At 66.3% G+C, this 18560-nt stretch carries 16 protein-coding genes; 8 read left to right on the top strand and 8 right to left on the bottom strand.

The genetic code is table 11. From position 1 onward, the window contains the following. Positions 1-45: 45 nt before the first annotated feature. The 6 genes from ASD94_RS00640 to ASD94_RS00665 are packed head-to-tail and all read right to left on the bottom strand — an operon-like array spanning position 46 to position 5283. Positions 46-786, bottom strand: coding sequence for an ABC transporter ATP-binding protein (locus ASD94_RS00640; RefSeq protein WP_056637174.1), 741 nt, complete (start codon positions 784-786; stop codon positions 46-48). After that, on the bottom strand, positions 770-1618 hold the full coding sequence (locus ASD94_RS00645) for an ABC transporter ATP-binding protein (RefSeq protein ID WP_056637177.1): 849 nt from the start codon (positions 1616-1618) through the stop codon (positions 770-772). Before ASD94_RS00645 ends, ASD94_RS00640 begins: the two co-directional genes overlap by 17 nt. A gap of 5 nt (positions 1619-1623) precedes the next feature. Next, a complete protein-coding gene (locus ASD94_RS00650) occupies positions 1624-2595 on the bottom strand; it encodes a branched-chain amino acid ABC transporter permease (RefSeq protein ID WP_056637178.1) in 972 nt (323 codons plus the stop codon). 9 nt (positions 2596-2604) lie between these two features. Then, a complete protein-coding gene (locus ASD94_RS00655) occupies positions 2605-3468 on the bottom strand; it encodes a branched-chain amino acid ABC transporter permease (protein WP_043566893.1) in 864 nt (287 codons plus the stop codon). 16 nt (positions 3469-3484) lie between these two features. Further along, positions 3485-4018, bottom strand: a complete 534-nt coding sequence (locus tag ASD94_RS00660; protein ID WP_056637181.1) for a 3-isopropylmalate dehydratase — start codon at positions 4016-4018, stop codon at positions 3485-3487. Further along, the gene (locus ASD94_RS00665; protein ID WP_235510511.1) at positions 4015-5283 is read right to left on the bottom strand and encodes an aconitase family protein; all 1269 of its coding nucleotides are present in this window, start codon (positions 5281-5283) and stop codon (positions 4015-4017) included. The genes ASD94_RS00660 and ASD94_RS00665 overlap by 4 nt, the downstream gene beginning before the upstream one ends. 147 nt (positions 5284-5430) lie before the next feature. Here ASD94_RS00665 and ASD94_RS00670 point away from each other — a divergent pair, with 147 nt between their 5' ends. Then, positions 5431-6264 (top strand): IclR family transcriptional regulator, encoded by an 834-nt coding sequence (locus ASD94_RS00670; RefSeq protein WP_056637188.1) that lies wholly within the window; start codon positions 5431-5433, stop codon positions 6262-6264. 11 nt (positions 6265-6275) lie between these two features. On the opposite strand, the gene ASD94_RS00675 is transcribed toward ASD94_RS00670, so the two are convergent. Then, complete coding sequence (locus ASD94_RS00675; RefSeq protein WP_056637638.1) at positions 6276-7538, bottom strand: putative Na+/H+ antiporter; 1263 nt, start codon at positions 7536-7538, stop codon at positions 6276-6278. 220 nt (positions 7539-7758) lie between these two features. Here ASD94_RS00675 and ASD94_RS00680 point away from each other — a divergent pair, with 220 nt between their 5' ends. After that, positions 7759-8247, top strand: a complete 489-nt coding sequence (locus tag ASD94_RS00680; protein WP_056637191.1) for a DUF3429 domain-containing protein — start codon at positions 7759-7761, stop codon at positions 8245-8247. A 68-nt stretch (positions 8248-8315) separates the two neighbouring features. Here the strand turns inward: ASD94_RS00680 and ASD94_RS00685 are convergent, their stop codons facing one another. After that, positions 8316-8978 carry a cytochrome c gene (locus tag ASD94_RS00685; RefSeq protein WP_056637194.1) on the bottom strand — a complete coding sequence of 221 codons (663 nt, stop codon included), beginning with the start codon at positions 8976-8978 and terminating at the stop codon, positions 8316-8318. Between the two features lie 106 nt (positions 8979-9084). Between ASD94_RS00685 and ASD94_RS00690 the strand changes: the two genes are divergently transcribed. From ASD94_RS00690 to ASD94_RS00715, 6 genes are all read left to right on the top strand, one after another. After that, a complete protein-coding gene (locus ASD94_RS00690; protein WP_055401588.1) occupies positions 9085-9939 on the top strand; it encodes a MoxR family ATPase in 855 nt (284 codons plus the stop codon). Continuing rightward, the gene (locus ASD94_RS00695) at positions 9940-10203 is read left to right on the top strand and encodes a hypothetical protein (protein ID WP_056637197.1); all 264 of its coding nucleotides are present in this window, start codon (positions 9940-9942) and stop codon (positions 10201-10203) included. It abuts the gene before it with no gap. A gap of 20 nt (positions 10204-10223) precedes the next feature. Then, positions 10224-10820 carry a GNAT family N-acetyltransferase gene (locus ASD94_RS00700; protein WP_056637200.1) on the top strand — a complete coding sequence of 199 codons (597 nt, stop codon included), beginning with the start codon at positions 10224-10226 and terminating at the stop codon, positions 10818-10820. A gap of 24 nt (positions 10821-10844) precedes the next feature. Next, positions 10845-12032 carry a VWA domain-containing protein gene (locus tag ASD94_RS00705; RefSeq protein WP_056637203.1) on the top strand — a complete coding sequence of 396 codons (1188 nt, stop codon included), beginning with the start codon at positions 10845-10847 and terminating at the stop codon, positions 12030-12032. A gap of 140 nt (positions 12033-12172) precedes the next feature. Next, positions 12173-14110, top strand: coding sequence for an autotransporter assembly complex family protein (locus ASD94_RS00710; RefSeq protein WP_235510513.1), 1938 nt, complete (start codon positions 12173-12175; stop codon positions 14108-14110). Next, positions 14110-18525: a translocation/assembly module TamB domain-containing protein gene (locus ASD94_RS00715; protein ID WP_082576695.1), complete on the top strand. Its 4416-nt coding sequence runs from the start codon at positions 14110-14112 to the stop codon at positions 18523-18525. The genes ASD94_RS00710 and ASD94_RS00715 overlap by 1 nt, the downstream gene beginning before the upstream one ends. Positions 18526-18560: the final 35 nt, after the last annotated feature.

The raw sequence follows: 18560 nt of genomic DNA on the forward strand, positions 1-18560 counted from the left end.
TGGGAAGGGAACATGGGAAAGGAACTTGGGGGTTTGGGCCAGCGATCAGCCACCCAGGTAGGCGCGGCGGATGTCCTCATTGCCCGCCAGCTCGGCGGCCGGGCCTTGCATCACCACGCGGCCGGTCTCGATGACGTAGCCTTCATCGGAGATGTCGAGCGCAATGTCGGCGTCCTGCTCCACGATGAGCAGCGTGAGGTTTTCACGATCGCGGATGTCGCGCAGCGTCTCGAAGATCGCGTCCTTCAGGATGGGCGCAACGCCCATCGAAGGCTCGTCCAGCATCAGCAGGCGCGGCTTGGCCAGCAGGCCCCGGGCAATGGCCAGCATCTGCTGCTCGCCGCCCGACAGGGTGCCGGCGCGCGAGGTGATGCGCTCCTTGAGCCGGGGGAAATAGCCCAGCACACGGTCGATGTCGTCGCGCACCTCGGCGGCGGGGCGGGTGTAGCCGCCCAGCACCAGGTTGTCGCGTACGGTGAGCTGCGCAAACACCATGCGGCCTTGCGGCACATGGGCAATGCCGCGGCGCACCAGTGCTTCGGCAGGCACGTTGGCAATGGACTGGCCATCAAAAATAGCCTGACCCTCGCTGACCGGCAACAGGCCCGAGAGCGCACGCATCAACGTGGTCTTGCCAGCCCCATTGGCGCCCAGCACGCACACGATGCGGGCCTGCGGCACACGCAGGCTCACGCCGTGCAGCGCGCGGATCTTGCCGTAGCCCGCGCTCAGGTTGTCCACGCTCAGCAGTGCCGGTGCACTGGATGTCTCAACGCCGTTTGCCACTCTTGCCTCCTCCGAGATACGCCTCGACCACGGCGGGATGGTTTTCGATTTCTCTGGGTGTGCCCTGTGCCAGGAAGGCGCCGTTGTGCATCACGGTGATCGTGTCCGAGATGGACATCACCAGCGGCATGCTGTGCTCGATGAGCAGCAGCGTCGCTTGCGCGCTGGCCTGCAGCCGCTTGAGCGTTTCGCCCAGGGCATCGATCTCGCGGTTATTCATGCCGGCAGCGGGCTCGTCCAGCAACATCAGGCGTGGCTCCAGCGCCATGGCACGGGCCAGCTCCACCAGCTTTTGCGTGCCATAGGGCAGGTCGCGCACCACCGCATGCGCATGGGCCTGCAGGTTGAGCCCTTCGAGCACAGCCTCCACGCGCTCGCGTTCCGCGCACTCCTCGCGGCGCTGGCGTGGCAGGCCCAGCAAGGCCTCCACCAGCGTCGCACGCATGGCCATCGACCGCGCAATGAGCACGTTGTCAAACACCGTCAGCTCTGCAAACAGCTCTAGGTTCTGGAACGTGCGGGCAATCCCCAGGCGCGCCACCTGGTGGGCCTTGCAGCCCAGCAGCTCCATGTCACCGGAGGCTGTGCGATAGCGCATGGCGCCTTGCTGGGGCGTGTAGAAGCGGCTGATGCAATTGAGCATCGTCGTCTTGCCAGCGCCGTTGGGTCCGATGAGTGCGTGCACCGTGCCGGGCATCACGTCGAAGCTCACGTCCTGCACGGCTACGATGCCACCAAACGCCATGCGCACACCCTGGATGCTCAGCAAAGGCGCAGCCCGGCCGGGAACTGCCACCACAGGCGCCTGCGACGGCAAGGTCTTGTCGTCCATCACTCTCATCGCACACCCCCGCTCTGCGCTGCATCTGCACCGGGCAAACGCTTGCGCTTGAAGAGGCTGGCCAACCCGTCGGGCAGGAACATCAGCGCCAGGATCATCGCCACGCCATACAGCGCGCGCTGGAACTGATCGAACCCCAGGTACGTGAGCAACTGCGGCGCACCGATGACGAACACTGCGCCCAGCACCGAGCCCAGGATGGAGCCCAGCCCGCCTACGATGACCATCGAGACGAAGCTGATCGACACCATGATGCTGAAGAGCGATGGGTCGATAAAGCGCACCAGTGGCGCGTACAGCGCGCCCGACAGGCCCGTGTAGAACGCGCATACGCCAAACGCCACCAGTTTGAGCGCCGTGGTGTTCAGGCCCAGCGCCCTCGCAGCCGTCTCGCTGCCCTTGATGGCCAGAAAACCCCGCCCAAACCGGCTACGCGCCAGATTGCGCGCCACCCATAGCGCGCCCGCCAGCACGACGGCAGTGAACACGTGGTACGCGCGCTCGTCCAGCGCCCAGCCAAACAAGGTGGGGCCAGGTGCGCCCATTCCGTTCTCGCCGCCCGACATGTCACCGCTGGACTTGGCGATCTCCACCGAGATCATCACGAACCCCAGCGTGGCAATGGCCAGAAACACCTCTTCCAGACGCAGCACGGGCAGCGCCAACAACAGGCCCACCACGGTGGCGATGCCGGCGGCAATGAACATCGACAGCACCAGCGGCACGCCAAAGTGCGTGGTGAGGATGGCCGAGCCATAGGCACCGATGCCGAAGAACACGGCACCCGCCATGGAGATCAGGTTGGTGTAGCCCGTGAGGATGTTGGTGCCGAACGAAGCCAGCGTGTAGATGATGACGAGCGTGAAGATGTACAGCACGTAACCACCGGGCACCAGCGGCGCCAGCACGAAGGCCAGCACAAACAGCACTGGGCCGAGCCAGGGGTAGGTGTCAAAGACTTTGGTCATGGCGGCTCCTTAGACCTTCTTGATCTGGGCGCGGGCCAGCAAACCGTGGGGACGCAGGATCAGGATGACCAGCATCACGATGAAGGGCACGGCGTCCTTCCAGGCCGAGGACACATAGGCGCCAGTGAGGTTTGACGACACACCAATGATCACGCCGCCCAAGAGCGCGCCTGGCATGCTGCCAATGCCACCCAGCACGGCAGCAGCGAACGCGAAGTGAAGTGCGTGCTGCATCATCGAAAAGTGCACGAAAGTCAGCGGCGCAATCAGCAAGCCCGCGGTGGCTGCGATCACGTGCGACAGCGCCCAGGCCAACGCATAGATGCGCTTGATCGGAATGCCCATGAGGCGCGCAGCCGTGGGGTTTTCCATCGTCGCCTGCATGGCAATACCGAGGCGCGTGAAGCGGAAGAACGCAAACAGCAGGGCGGCCAGCGTGGCGCACACGGCCACAATGCCCAGGTCAATGCCCGAAACGATCACGCCCCCGATGTCGATGGGCGCGGCCGGGAAGATGCTGGGCAGCTCCTGCGTGTCCTTGCCCCACACCCAGATGGCCAGATCGCCAAACACCAGGAACAGCCCCAGCGTGCAGATCGCAGACGACAGCAGCGCCTTGCCAATGAAGCGGCGAATGATGAACCGCTCGATCGCCATGCCCAGCGCCGCGCCAAAGAGCAGCGTGAGCGGCACCACAGCCCACAGCGGCAGGCCCAGCTTGAACAGCGTGTAGGCCACGAAGGCCGAGAGCATGGCTGCTTCGCCATGCGCGAAATTGAGGATTCCCGTCGCCTTGAACACCATCACGATGCCCAGGGCGATGAGCCCGTAGATGGCGCCCAGGGCGACGCCGCTGACAATCATCTGCAACATGGTGTGCCCCTGCCCGTCACGCCGCCGCAGCGGCAGCACGCTCGCGTGCCAGCCGGGCCTTGAGATAGGGCGTGAACCCACCCGCCTCGATCGTGGCGCGCTCGGTGGACGACCAGGGCTCGAACGGCAGTGCCTGCCCCGTGCGCTGGTTAACTACCACGCCGCGCTCCCAATCCACCTGCAGGGTGTCCCACCGCTGCGTCGCCGCGCGGATGCCCGGGCAGGTGATCAGCGGGAACCCCATGCTGATCTCGCCCCGGAAGAAACCGGGAGAGAACGACTCGGCAATCACGCCTGCCACGCCCAAGTGGCGCATGGCACGCATGGCCGGGTAATGAGGATGGCCATAGCCAAAGTTTTGGCCGCCCACCAGCAAATCCCCCTTAGTGACCGACTTGGCAAAGTCGGCGTCGTAGCTGGTCATGGTGACCGCTGCCAGCTCGTTGATGTCGGTGATCTTGATGTTCTTGATGCCGACGATCAGGTCGATGTCGTAGTCGTCTTCCGTAAAGACCCAGGCCGCGCGGCCGTGCAAGGTGGGCAGAGTCATGCTGCACTCCCTTCGGTGTTGGAGAGGTAAGGCCGGGGATCGGTGATGCAGCCCTCCAGGGCCGATGCAGCCACCACGGCGGCGTTGCAGATGAAGATTTCAGAATCGGCACTGCCCATGCGGCCGGGCGTGTTGAGCGTGCCGGTGGAGACAGCGCGCTGACCATCCGTCATGGTGGCAATGCGGCCATAGCAGTAGTCGCAGCTCGACGAGCTGATGAACGCACCGGCATCTACCAGGGTCGAGATCAGGCCTTCGCCGGCGGCCTGCGACATGATGGCCTGCGAGGTGGGCACCACATGCAGCTGGAAGCCCGGCTTGATCTTGCGGCCCTTGAGCACCTGCGCTGCAACGCGCAGATCCTCCAGCCGGCCGCTGGCACAGCTGCCCAGATACCCCATGTGCACTTCCAGGCCCGCGTATTCGGTCAGGTCCCGCGTGTTGGCGGGGCTGGGTGGTGCCACCACGATGGGGGCCAGGTTGCTCACATCCACCGTCACCACGCGGTCGTAGTGCGCGTCGGCATCGGGGTAAACCGGGTCCAGGGCGATCTTGGCGCGGCCCTTGGCATATTCGAGCGTCTTGGCATCGGGGGCGATCAGCATCGTCGTCGCGCCCAAGAACATGGCCTGGCCGCAGATCGTCTGGCGGCCTTCGATGCTCATGGCGTCAATCACAGGGCCGCACAGCTCCACCACCTTGAAGCGGCAGGAAGAAGGCCCCATCACCCGCACCAGGTGGTGGAAGATGTCCCGCGCCATCACGCCGGGCTGCACCGTACCGGTGACTTCGATCTTGACCGTGCCGGGCACCACGAGCGCCATGCGCTCGGAGACAAAGGTCTCCAGCACGCTCTTGCGGGCGCCCATCGCCAGGGTACCAAACGCGCCCAGCTGGCTCACATGCCCGTCAAAGTGCACTGCAAAGGCACCCGGCGTGGCGTAACCCAGCTCGGCCGACACCTGGTGGCCGATGCCCTCGCGCTCATGCACGGGCACGCCTTGCTCCTTGCCCCAGGCACGGGTGATCTTGTGGAGTTCTTCCTCTTTGGGGGCAGCAGCCGGGACCATGTGGTCGATGAACAGCACAAAGCGCTCAGGGCTTGGCACCTTGTCCACACCGAACTCCTCCTTGGCCTCCTTGAAGAACACATCGGTGTAGCCCGGAAAGTCGTAGGCAATCACGAAATCCGGCCGCGCCAGGATCTCGTCGCCCGCCCTGACGGCAGGCACCCCTGCAACCCGGGCGAGGATTTTTTCAGTCATCGTGTAAGACATGCGGCTTTACCCAGTTATCCACCATGTGGAAGTTGAACAAATCGTTTGATCACTTATTAAAAAATCAAACACCAGCTCAACTGCCTGGGTAAACCCTATATTGCCCACCATGTGGATACAAACTACAAACACAATATGAATAAAAACACTACAACAGTCCCCTTTGAGACAAAAGAATCGCCACATAGTGGAAATTCAAAAACTGGCACCCAGAGCATTGAGCGCGTGGTGCAGATGCTCCGTATCGTGGCGTCTCGTGGAAAAGGCGGCATGCGCATCGGCGAGATCGCCACCACCAGCGGTCTGCCGCAATCGACCTGCTTTCGCATGCTCCACCGGTTGGAAGCCGAGGGCCTGCTGAACCGGGATACGCACACGCGCAAGTACTACCTCGGCCCCTTGCTGTACGAGCTGGGCCTGCTCGCGCGGCCACGCTACCGGCTATCGGAACTGTGTGACGGTGCGCTGCAGAAACTGGCCGAAGTCACGCAGGACACCATCTACCTGAGCGAACGCAGCGGGCTGGAGGCGGTGTGCACCCACCGCGCACTGGGCGACTACCCCATCAAGTCATTGGCGCTGGATGTGGGCATTCGCCGCCCGCTGGGCGTCGGTGCGGGCGGGCTGGCCATCTTGTGCGCCCTGCCGCCGGACGAGGCAGAGTCCATCATCGAAGCCAATGCTCCCAAGTACGAGAAGTACGGATTCGTCACAGCCCCCTACCTGCGCGAAGCGATCAAGGTAGGGCGCGAGAAGGGTTACGCGTTTCTGGACAGCGTGGTCACGCCGGGCACAGCCGCCATTGGCATTGCCTTTCCGCCGGACAATCCCATCGCCGCCATCAGCGTGGCCGCCATTTCAGGGAGGCTCGAATCGCACCGGCGTGATGAGGTGGCCCGGCTGATGCGCCCTCAGATCCGATCCATCTGCGAGGCCATGACCAACCAGGCGGTGCTGGCTGATCGCTGACCGCCCAGCAACTACAACACCCGAAACGCGATCACCGCCACCAGCGTAGGCGGCAAGGCCCCCAGCAGCAGGCCCAGCGGGTTGATGACGCCGTCCGAAAACTTCTCCTTCAGGATGGATGCCCCGGCCGGGTTGGGCGCATTGGCAATCACCGTCAGGCCACCCCCCGTGACGGCGCCCGCCACCAGGGCCACCTTGAACTCGTCGCTCAGGCCTTCGACCAGCGAGCCCAGGTAGGTCAGCGCAGCGTTATCGGTGAACGCGGTGAGCGCCGCGGCGCCAAAAAACACAGCGTTGGCATCCATCTTCATGAGCACGGGCTGCAGCCACCATTGCTGCAAGCCGCCCAGCACCACCAGCCCAGCCAGGAAGAACGCCACCAGCAGCGCCTCGCGCAGGATCAGCGGACTTTGGTAGCGCTGGTACGCCGTGGTGAACCCCATGAAGAACAGGAACAGTCCCAGGAACACGGCGGGATGGTGGGCAAACACCACCACCAGCACCAGGAAGGCAAGGTGCACGCCCGTCACGGTCCACGGCACGGGGGACTCGGCGGCGGGAATCTTGCGGCCCATGTGGCCCAGCTGGTTGCGGAAGATCAGCATCACGATGGCCGCATTGATGAGCACGGCCACTGCCGCCTTCCAGCCGAAGTTGGACAGCATGAACCAGATGTCCCAGTTCCACTTGGCAGCCACCATCAGCACGGGAGGCGCCGCAAAGGAAGTGAGCGTTCCACCAATCGAAATGTTCACGAACAGCACACCGATGGTCGAATACTTGAGCCGACTGGAGATGGGGTGAGAGAACAGCGTGTCCCGAAGCATCAGCGCGGCCAGCGTCATCGCCGCCGGCTCGGTGATGAACGACCCGAGCAAGGGCACGAACGCCAGGACCACAAAGTACATGGCCATGCCGCGCTGCACTGGCAACAAGGCGGCGAGCGCCCGGACTAGCGCCCCAGACAGTTCCAGGATGGGCCTGGTGGCGGCTATCACCATGATCGCGAACACGAACAACGGTTCGGTGAAATTGCGAGAGTCCAGATAGGCGGTGGCCTCCTGCTTGCCGCCAATGGCAAACATGAACAGCATGAGCACCATCGCCCAGAAGCCGAAGACGACCTCTACCTCGCCCAGCAGATGCCAGATGCCCGCATGCCGGGGCTGCGTGTGCGCAAGGTGCTCGAAATACTTGGTGGAGAAGGTGTGAAGAATGGCCAGGCCGAACAGGACGGCGCCAACCACCTGGATCAAGGTGGGGAAGGAGTTCATGGGTCGCAGAAAAACCGCGCGGCGGCCCGACCAGCGCATGAACCTGCCGGGCCACCCTGGCGCCGACACCCAGTTCCTATTTTAACGGGCGATACCGGAGAGCTCTGTAGGCGCAGGGCTTGAGACTTTCGCGAAGCGCCGGGTGGGTGGCACACAACCATGCATGGCACTCGGGAGTCCCGGTTTCCAGACAATGCGAGCACCCTATCTGGAGGCCTCCATGTCGACTCACATCCACCGGTCCACACAACCTTTGCCTTCGCCCTCCTCTGCCCCCACCCCGCCGGTTGTAGCCTGGCTGGGATACGGCGGCCTGCTGCCGTTCCTGGCGCTGGCAGCGGTGGGCCTGTGGGCGCCGGGCACACCGTGGTGGAGCGCAGCGCTGCTGGCCTACGGCGCGGTGATTTTGAGTTTTGTGGGTGCGCTGCACTGGGGCTTTGCCATGGCACAAAGCGGGATGAGCGCCCCAGAGCGCACACGCTGCTTTGTGTGGAGCGTGGTGCCATCGCTGATGGCCTGGCCTGCCACGCTATTGCCCCCTGCAGCAGGGGCCGTGCTGTTGATCGCAGGCTTTGCAGCACACCTGGTACAAGACCATCGGCTGGCTGCGCGTACCTCGCTTCCCGCGTGGTACTTGCCGCTGCGATGGCGCCTGACGGTCACGGCGTGCGTGTGTCTGGCGGTTGGTGCGTGGGCCGCCAGCCGTTGAGAATTCAATCGCCCAGCAAAAAGCCCGCCGAAGCGGGCTTTTCATGTTGTGGTCAGCGCGGCTGCTGATCAACGGAAGCGCGACTGCGGCACCGTGTGCAGTTCGCTGTCCAGGCCGCTCACGTAATTGGCCAGCGCCTTCAGTTCGGCATTGGTGAACTGCTTGGCCACACCACCCATGATGGCGTTTCCACGGCCCACGTTGGCGTTCTTTTCGACCTTGTAGGACTTGAGGGCCACAAACAGGTAGTCAGCGTGCTGGCCTGCAATCTTGGGGTAGGACGGGTCGATGGGCTTGGAGAAGTTGTCGCCGTGGCAAGACACGCAGGCGCCCTTCTTCAGCAGCTCGGCCACTTGCACGCTGGGTTCACGCGAGGGCTTGGCGGGCAGCTCGGCGCCGGTCTTGCCGTGTTGTTCGTAATAGGCCGACACGTCAGCGATGTCCTTCTCGGACAGCGACTCGGCGATGCCGCGCATGGTGGGGTGCTTGCGCTCACCCTTCTGGTAGGCGACCAGCGCTGCCGAAATGTACTTGGCGCTCTGGCCCGAGATCATGGGCACCTTGTGCACCTCGGGGAAGCTGGCCTGGTAGCCGACGATGCCGTGGCACCCAATGCACATGGCAATCTTTTGCTTGCCGGCTTCCACGTCGCCCTTGGCTTCCTGGGCGTGGGACAAGGCGGTCACGGAAGCGACAGCCAGGGCAAATAGCGTGGTCAACGTTTTGTTCATTTTGCGCGCACAATCTCGTGGAAGTTCAGCTCTGGGCTCTGATCAGCCGTCGATTATAGCCAGCGCCCTGTCAAGCCCATTCATCAACGATCCGGTGTTTTCCCCCATGAAATTCCAAGGCTCCCAGAACTACGTCGCTACCCAAGACCTGATGCTTGCCGTGAATGCCGCCATCACGCTGCAACGGCCGTTGCTGATCAAGGGCGAGCCCGGCACGGGCAAGACGATGCTGGCCGAGGAAGTGGCGCAGGCGCTGGACATGCCACTGTTGCAATGGCACATCAAATCCACCACCAAGGCCCAGCAGGGCCTGTATGAATACGACGCGGTGAGTCGCTTGCGGGACAGCCAGCTCAACGACGGTGACAGCGCCGAGCGCGTGAAGAACATCCGCAACTACATCATCCAGGGCGTGCTGTGGCAGGCCTTCACAGCCGACCGCCCCGTGGCGCTCTTGATCGACGAGATCGACAAGGCCGACATTGAATTCCCGAACGACCTGCTGCGCGAGATCGACCGCATGGAGTTCTACTGCTACGAAACGCGCGAACTCATCAAGGCCAAGCACCGCCCACTGGTGTTCATCACCTCGAACAACGAAAAGGAACTGCCCGACGCTTTCCTGCGCCGCTGCTTTTTCCACTTCATCAAGTTCCCCGAGGCCGACACCATGCGGCAGATCATCAACGTGCACTTCCCCACACTCAAGAGCGAGCTGCTCAGCGTGGCGATGAAGACGTTCTATGACGTACGCAACCTGCCCGGCCTGAAAAAGAAGCCCTCGACCAGCGAGCTGATCGACTGGCTCAAGCTGCTGGTGGCCGAAGACATCCCGCTCACCGCCCTGCAAAGCGCAGACAACAAGGTGGCCGTACCCCCGCTGGTGGGCGCGCTGCTCAAGAACGAACAGGACGTGAGCCTGTTTGAAAAGCTGGTGTTCATGAACCAGAGGAACCGCTGAGTGAGCCACGGCAACAGCAACAGCAACGGCAACGACGACACCCGCCAGCTGCTGGTCAACGGCGTCGCAGATGCCGTTGGCTTTGTGGGGGGTGCGCTGCTGGGCTTCTGGCTCGGCCAGCTGCTCGGGCTCGACATCTTCGCGCCCGGCTACGGCACCGGCAGCCTGGTGGGCATTGCCCTGGTGGGCCTCGGTGGTGGCCTGGGACTGCACGGGGCCCGGCGCTGGCAGAACAGCCGCCGCAGCCAGCCGTCCCAGGATTGATGATCAAAGGGTAGAGACCCATGGCTTTTGTAGAACCTGTCACGCTGCGGGATCGCGGCGTCCGCCTGGAGCCCCTGGCTCTGACCCACGAAGAAGGCTTGCGCGCCGCTGCCTCCGATGGCGAGCTGTGGAAGCTGCGCATCACCTCGGTGCCCGAGCCGCAGGACACGCGTGCGTACATCGAAGCCGCGCTCAAGATGCGCGAAGACGGCAACCGCTTTGCTTTTGCCGTGGTGGAAGACGCCACCGGCACGGTGCTGGGCACCACGAGCTACCACGACATAGTGCCCGCCGTGAAGCGTGTGGAAATCGGGTGGACCTGGTACCGCCACAGCGTGCAGCGCACCCACGTCAACACCACGGCCAAGCTGCTGATGATGGGCCACGCGTTCGACACGCTGGACTGCCATGTGGTGGGCTGGCGCACCGACAACTACAACTTTGCGTCGCAACGCGCCATCGAGCGCCTGGGCGCCAAGAAGGACGGCGTGCTGCGCGGCCACGCGCTGCGCCGCGACGGCACCATCCGCGATACGGTGATGTACAGCATGCGTGCTGGCGAATGGCCGGAGGCCAAGGCACAGTTGCTATATCTTTTAGAGCGTCACGCGCAATAACTACTAGCGCTGGAGGCCCAAATCATGCTCATCGACTTCTTCTACACCCTGCGCTCGGCCAAGCTGCCCGTGTCGGTCAAGGAATACCTCACCCTGCTCGAAGCCCTGCAGGCCGGTGTGGTGGGCCCCAAGTCGGATGACGCCTGGAGCCTGGACGACTTCTACAACCTCTCGCGCCTCACGCTGGTCAAGGACGAGAAGCACTACGACAAGTTCGACCGGGCCTTCGGCGCCTACTTCAAGGGCGTCGAAATGGTGGCCGACTTCACCAAGCAGATCCCGGCCGACTGGCTGCGCAAGATCCTGGAGAACGAACTCACGCCCGAGCAGAAAGCCGCCATCGAGAAGATGGGCTGGGACGAACTCATGGAGACGCTGAAGAAGCGCCTCGAAGAACAGAAGGAGCGCCACGAGGGTGGCAACAAGTGGATCGGCACCGGCGGCACCAGCCCGTTCGGCCACGGCGGCTACAACCCGCAGGGCGTGCGCATTGGCGGTGCAGGCAAGAACAAGAGCGCGGTGAAGGTGTGGGAGCAGCGCGCCTACAAAGACTACGACGACCAACAGGAGCTGGGCACGCGCAACATCAAGGTCGCGCTGCGCCGCCTGCGCAAGTTTGCGCGCGAAGGGCATGAGCTGGAGCTGGACCTGCCCGACACCATCCGCAGCACGGCAGCCAACGCAGGCTACCTGGACATCAAGATGGTGCCCGAACGGCACAACAACGTGAAGGTGCTGCTGCTCATGGACGTGGGCGGCACCATGGACGAACACATCCAGCGGGTGGAAGAACTGTTCAGCGCCGTGAAGAGCGAGTTCAAGCACCTGGAGTTCTATTACTTCCACAACTGCGTCTATGACTTCATGTGGAAGAACAACCGCCGCCGCTTTGCCGAGAAGTTCCCGACGTGGGACATCATCCGCAAGTACAACAAGGACTACAAGCTGATCTTTGTGGGCGACGCGACCATGAGCCCGTACGAGATCCTGCAGCCCGGCGGCAGCGTGGAATACAACAACGAAGAGCCGGGTGCCGAGTGGATCCAGCGCCTGACCCACGCCTTCCCCAAGTTTGCGTGGATCAACCCTGAGCCACAGGGCGTGTGGCAGTACCGCCAAAGCATCAGCATCATCCAGCAGCTCATCGGCAACCGCATGTACCCGCTGTCGCTCAAGGGCCTGGAAGAAACCATGCGGCTGCTGTCCAAGTAGCCCCTGCGGCGGGGCCAGATGCCTTGCGAGCATCTGTCCGACAGGGGGCGCTCCCGTTTCAGGGCATAGTCGGGGATGCATCGGGCGGGCTGACAGGCTTGCCCTCCCCCACACGATCCCCTGACACATCCTCCCGCACCGTGCCCCTCCGCGTTTTGCGTCCCGCCACTGTTAGTACCCCAACGCCGGCCCTGTGGTCGGCGTTGCTGCTTTCCGGCGCGCTGTGCCTGAGCGGCTGCAGCCTGCTGCCGCGTGCCGATGAGCCCACGACCGGCGACACCCGCAGCGACCTGATCAGCCCCGAAGCCAGCAGTGGCGCCCCATCGTTTGACGTGGTGGTACGCGCCCCCGACGCGGTGCGCGAGACGCTGGAGCGCCACCTGGAGCTGCAGCGCTTTCGCCAGCTGCCCGACCTGCAGGCCAACGAGCTGCAGCGCCTGCTGGGCGCCACCGACGCCAATTCGCGCGAACTGCTGGGCACCCTGGGCTACTTCGCGCCCACCATCACCGTGGAGCTGACCGAGGCACAAGAGACTGCGGGCACCCGCAAGGGCGCACCCCGCACCGTCACGGTCACCGTGGAGCCCGGCCCCCAAACCCGCATTGCCCGTGCCGACATCACCGTGGCGGGCACCGACGAGGCCGACAAAGACAACCTGGCGCGACGGCAGCAACGCCTGCAGCGCAACTGGTCCCTCGCCCCCGGGCAGCCCTTCACCCAGTCGGCCTGGGACAGCGCCAAGACCGACGGGCTACGCCAGCTGCAGGCCCGGCGCTACCCCACGGCCCGCATCGCCAACAGCCGGGCCGAGATCGATGCCGACCGGCACGAAGCCCAGCTGGGCGTGAGCTACGACCCCGGCCCCGCCTACCGCTTTGGCCCCTTGCGCGTGCAGGGCAGCCAGCGCTACGACAGCGACGGTGCGCGGCGCCTGGCACGACTGCCCACGGGCGCCGTGTATGACGAGGCCGACATGCTGGACGCCCAGCTGCGCCTGGCCAGCAGCGGCTACTACGACGCCGTGTTCCTCACGCTCGACACCGAAGGCACCGACCCACAGGCCGCCCCCGTCGTGGCCCAGGTGCGTGAGGCCCCGATGCAAAAGCTGGTCTTTGGCCCGGGCTTCTCGACCGACAGCGGCGCACGCCTGTCCCTGGAACATATCCACAACCAGATGCCCGTGCTGGGCTGGCGCGCGGTGACCAAACTCGCGCTCGACCGCGAAACCAAGCTCGCCAACACCGAATGGACGGACCTGCCCAACGACAACGGCTGGCGCTGGTTTGCGGGCGGCCAGTTGCTGCGCGAGGCCACGGGCGACTACGACGTGAACAGCGGCCGCTTGCGCGCAGGCCGCAGCAAAAGCACCAAATCCATCGACCGCAATTATTTTTTGCAGTATGACTACGCCCACAGCCAGGGACTGACCGACAACACGCGGTCGCCCTCCGACACCAGCACGGCCCTGAGCATCAACTACGGGTGGACGGGCCGCTACTTCAACAGCCTGACCGCCCCCACGCGGGGACATGGCCTGGCGGTGGAGCTGGGCCTGGGCACCACGCTGCGACCCGAGCGCGACCCGTTTGTGCGCACCCTGGTGCGGTGGCAGTCCTTCATCCCCGCAGGGCGCGTGCAGGACGACGCAGGCATCGGGCGCAATGCCCGTGTGGCCCTGCGGGCCGAGGCAGGCGCAGTGCTGGCGCGCGAGGGGGCGCAGATCCCCGTCACGCAGCTGTTTGTGACGGGCGGCGACACCACCGTGCGCGGCTACGGCTACCGCAGCATCGGCGCGCGCACCGACAACGGTCAGCTGTACGGGGGCCGCTACCTGGCCGTGGGCAGCGTGGAGTGGCAACGCCCCATCGTCTACAAGGGGGCGATGACCGACTGGGAAAGCACGCTGTTTGTGGATGCCGGTGCCGTGGCCGACAAGGTGGGTGACCTGAGCCCGCGTGTGGGCGTGGGTGCCGGTGTGCGCTGGCGCAGCCCCGTGGGCCCGCTGCAGGCCGACCTGGCCTATGGCGTCAAGACCAAAGAGGTGCGGCTGCACCTGCGCCTGGGGTTCAGCTTCTGATGGCGATGAACGACGCCCCCCACACTCCCAAGCCGCGCGCCCGCGCGTCGGACTTCAGCGCCGGGTCGTCCTCGGCACCCCGCCCTCACCCCCCCCGCGCGCCGCGCTGGCTCCGAGCCGTGGGCTGGCTGCTGGTAACGCTGCTGGCCTTGCTGCTAGCGGCCAGCGCGCTGCTGTGGTGGTGGGCGGGCAGCGGCACGTCGCTGGCCACCACGCTGGCCCGTGCAGCGCAATACCTGCCCGCCAACCAGCAGCTGGAGAGCCGCGATGTCAGTGGCTCGCTGCGCAGCGGCGGGCACATTGGCTGGCTGCGCTGGAGCAGTCCTACCCTGGCGGTGGAAGTGACCGACATCCGCCTGGGCTGGCAGCTGGCCCCCTTGCTGCAGCGCCGCCTGGAGCTGGGCGAGGTGCATGCCGCCCGCGTGGCGATCACCCCCCAGCCCAAACCCACTGAGACACCCGAGCCTCCACCCACGCCCCTTACCAGCCTGGTGCTGCCGCTGCAGCTGGGCGTGCCGTTCCGGGTCAACCAGCTGCTGTGGGCCGGGTCACCCGCCGTGGAAGCCCAAGACCTGGTGGGTGACTACCGGTTTGATGGCCGCCAGCACCGCCTGAACATCGGCGCGGTGGAGCTGGCCCAGGGCCAGTACAGCGCCCGCGCCACGCTGGACGCACAAGCCCCCATGGCGCTGGACGCCACCGTGGATGGCACCGTGCGCACCGCCGTGCCCGGGGGCGGCGCTGCGCTGCAGGTGGGCGCCCACGCCACGCTGCAGGGCACACTGGCCACCGCAGCCGCCCAGCTGCAACTGCAGGCACGCCTGAAGCCCGAGCCGACCAGCGAAGCCGCCACACCACCCGCAGCCGCGCCCGCCAGCAAACCAGGCGCATCAAAACCTCCTACCCCACGCACAACCCCTGCGCCCACTGCCGACCCCATGCAGGCCGATCTGGCCGCCACGCTGGCACCCTGGGCGCAGCAACCCCTGCAGTCCGCCAACGCCACGTTGCGCGCCGTCAACCTGGCGGCCCTGTGGCCGCAGGCACCGGTCACGCAGCTGCACGGCACGCTGCAAGCCGGGCCCACATCCGGCGGCGCAGGCACGGCAGGCACAGCAGGCTGGAGTCTGCAGGCCGCGTTGCGCAACGACCTGCCCGGCCCCTGGGACACCACCCGCCTGCCCCTGACCGCGTTGGACGCCAGCGCAAGCTACGACGGCACCCGCTGGACCGTGCCCAGCGCCACCCTGCAGGCGGGCACGGGCAACATCACCGCACAGGGCCACTACACCCCCGCCACCCACGTACTGGAAGGCCAGGCCACCCTGCGCGCGCTGCGCCCCGACGCCCTGCACACGCTGCTGGCCGCCGCCCCGCTCTCCGGCCGCGTCACCGCACAAACGCAAGGAGAGGCCGTGCGCTTCAGTGCCGATGTGCGGGCAGCCACCGGCACGGCGGCGCGCGCAGCAACCGTCAAGACCCCGGGTGCAGCGGGCGCACCGCTGCGCATCAATACCTTCAGCACACAAGGCACCTGGCAGGCCACCGACGGCGGCACGGTGCGGCTGGACCGCCTGCTGCTGGACGCATTGCAGGCCCGCGTGGAAGCCACCGGGCTGCAGGTCGCACTGGGCACGCAGTCTGCACAGGGCAAGGTCACCCTGGCAGTGCCCGGCGCCACCGCACAGGCACAAGGCACGCTGGCCCCGCGCAGCGGCGCGGGCGACCTGCAGGGGCAGTGGGCCGACGCCGCGCTCACGCAGCGCTGGCTGGCGAGCCTGCCGGTGGTGGGCACCGCCGTGCAGCGCGCGCTGCAAGGGGCCAGCGCGCAGGGCACCGCACAGATCACCGCGCGGTGGAAGGGCGGCTGGCAGACGCTGACGGAGCAACCTCAGACTGCCACCGCCCACAGCGCAGCCGCCCGCAACCCCGACCGTTTTGATCTGCAAGCCACGCTGAACACCCCCCAGCTGGACCTGACACTCCCGGCCAGCACCAACGCCAGCGGCGGCACCTCCGCCGGGCAAGCCTTGCAACTGCGGGCCTTCAAGGCCGAACTGGGTGGCAACCTGGCACAGGCCTCTCTGGCGCTGACCGGCGAGGTCCGCACACCCGCGCCCCAGGCCACGCAGACCACGTTGCAGACACGCCTTGCCAGCACGATGGTGGGTGCGGGGCAATGGCAACTGCAAGTCAGCGAACTGCGCCTGCAAGCCCAGGCCGCCCAGCGCCCCGGGCCGTGGATGCTGCAACTGGCAGAGCCCCTGGGCCTGACCATGCGCACCGGCGCACCTACCCCCAGCGCCCCCCAGTCCCCGGCCAGCGGGCGGGCGGCACCATCAACCACCACCAAATCCCTCAGCCTGCAGGCATCGGCCGGCCAGGCCCGCGTCACCGGCCCCTTGCCGGGCACCGTCACCCTGCGCTGGTCGCCGATGCAATGGTCAGCAGCGACGGCACCCGGCGCCCTCGCGCGATTGCAAACGCAGGGCACGCTGCAGGGCCTGCCTATGGCCTGGGTGGATGCGCTGGGGCTGGGCGAAACGCCTGCCGCCGCTGGCCGGCCCGCACAGCCGCTACTTGCGCGCATGGGCCTGTCCAGCAGCATCGTGCTCGACGGGCACTGGAGTGTGGACACCACGGGCGACGCCCTGCGCGCCAGCGCCAGCCTGCGCCGTGCCAGTGGCGACCTGCGCATCCTGGCGGGCGATGCCACAGCCGTCACAGCAGTGCAAAGCAGCGGCCAGGGCACCGGTGCAGGTGCCACCACCGTGCTGGCCACTGCAGCCACACCGCCTGCAGGTGCATCAGGTGCAGCAAGCGCATCGAGCGCCCCGGGCACGCCCGCCGGTGTGCGCCAGGCAGAAATCACGGTCACCGCCGAAGGCGACACGCTGCGCGCGCGCCTGCTCTGGGCCAGCGACCGCGCGGGCGAGATCGACGCCACCGCCAGCACACGCCTGTCCGCGGCCAACGCCGGTGCCCCGATCACCTGGCCTGCCGACGCACCACTGGCCGGCACCTTGCGCGCCCGCCTGCCCGACGTGGGCGTGTGGTCTGCGCTGGCGCCGCCCGGCTGGCGCGTGCGCGGCACGCTGGACGCCAGTGCGACCTTGTCGGGCACGCGCGATGCGCCGCGCTGGGCGGGCACCCTGGGGGCCGACGACATGGCAGTGAGATCGGTGGTGGACGGCGTGGACCTGCAAGGTGGCCGCCTGCGCGCCACGCTACAGGGCAACCAGCTCAACATCACCGAGTTCCGCCTGCAAGGTGGTCGGGGCAGCAGCGCGCGCATCGCAGGCTTTAGCGGCAACCGCACGGCCGCAGCGCAAGACGGCGGCACGCTGACTGCTACGGGCCGCGTGGCCTGGGGCGACAGCGCCACGGCAGCCACCGGCCTGTCAGGCATCACCATGTCCCTGCAGGCCGAGGCCAAGGCCCTGCAAGTGCTCGTACGGGCCGACCGCCAGGTCAGCGTGTCGGGCCAGTTGCAGGCCCAGTTGCAGCAGGGCCAGATCAGCCTGCGCGGCAAGCTCACCACCGACCGCGCCACCATCATCCTGCCCGATGAATCCGCACCGCGACTGGGCTCGGACGTGGTCGTGCGCTCTGCCGCCAAGGACCGCGAAGACCAGGCCAAGGCCCAGGCCGCCGCCAAGGCCAACCAGGTGGCCGCGCAGGCAGAGACCGCCAAGCCGCCCGACATCGCCATCACCCTCAACCTGGGGCGCGACTTTGCGCTGCAAGGCCAGGGCATCACCACCCGGCTGACGGGCGAGGTGGACATCCGCAGCAGCGCCGTGCCCGGCGCCCCGCCCCGCGTGACTGGCGAGGTGCGCACCGATCAGGGCCGCTACCGCGCCTGGGGCCAGATGCTGGACGTGGAGACGGGCCTCATCCGCTTCAACGGCCCGTACAACAACCCCTCGCTCGACATCCTGGCGCTGCGCCCCAACATCAGCGTGCGCGCCGGAGTGCAGGTCACGGGCAGCGTGCAGGCGCCGCGCGTCACGCTGTACTCCGACCCGGAACTGCCCGATGCCGAAAAACTGTCGTGGGTGGTGCTGGGCCGCAATGCCTCGGCCGGAGGCGCCGAAGCGGCCGTGCTGCAACAAGCCGCGCTGGCCCTGCTGGGCCGCAACGGCGGCCAAAGCCCCACGGCCAACGCCGCCAGTCGCCTGGGACTGGACGAAATCGGTTTTCGCGGCGCCACCACGGGCGAAGACGCCAGCGCCGCCGCCCTCACCTTCGGCAAGCGCCTGTCCAAAGACCTGTACGTGACCTATGAGCGCAGCCTGTCGGGCACGCTGGGCACGCTGTACATCTTCTACGACCTCTCCCGCCGCCTCACGCTGCGCGGGCAGACCGGCGAGAAAAGCGCGGTGGACATCATCTACACCGTGAAGTACGACTGAGGGCCAGGCGGCCAGGAAGGCACCCGCGCGCCACT

The sequence above is a fragment of the Acidovorax sp. Root70 genome (assembly GCF_001428225.1).
Lineage (GTDB): Bacteria > Pseudomonadota > Gammaproteobacteria > Burkholderiales > Burkholderiaceae_C > Acidovorax.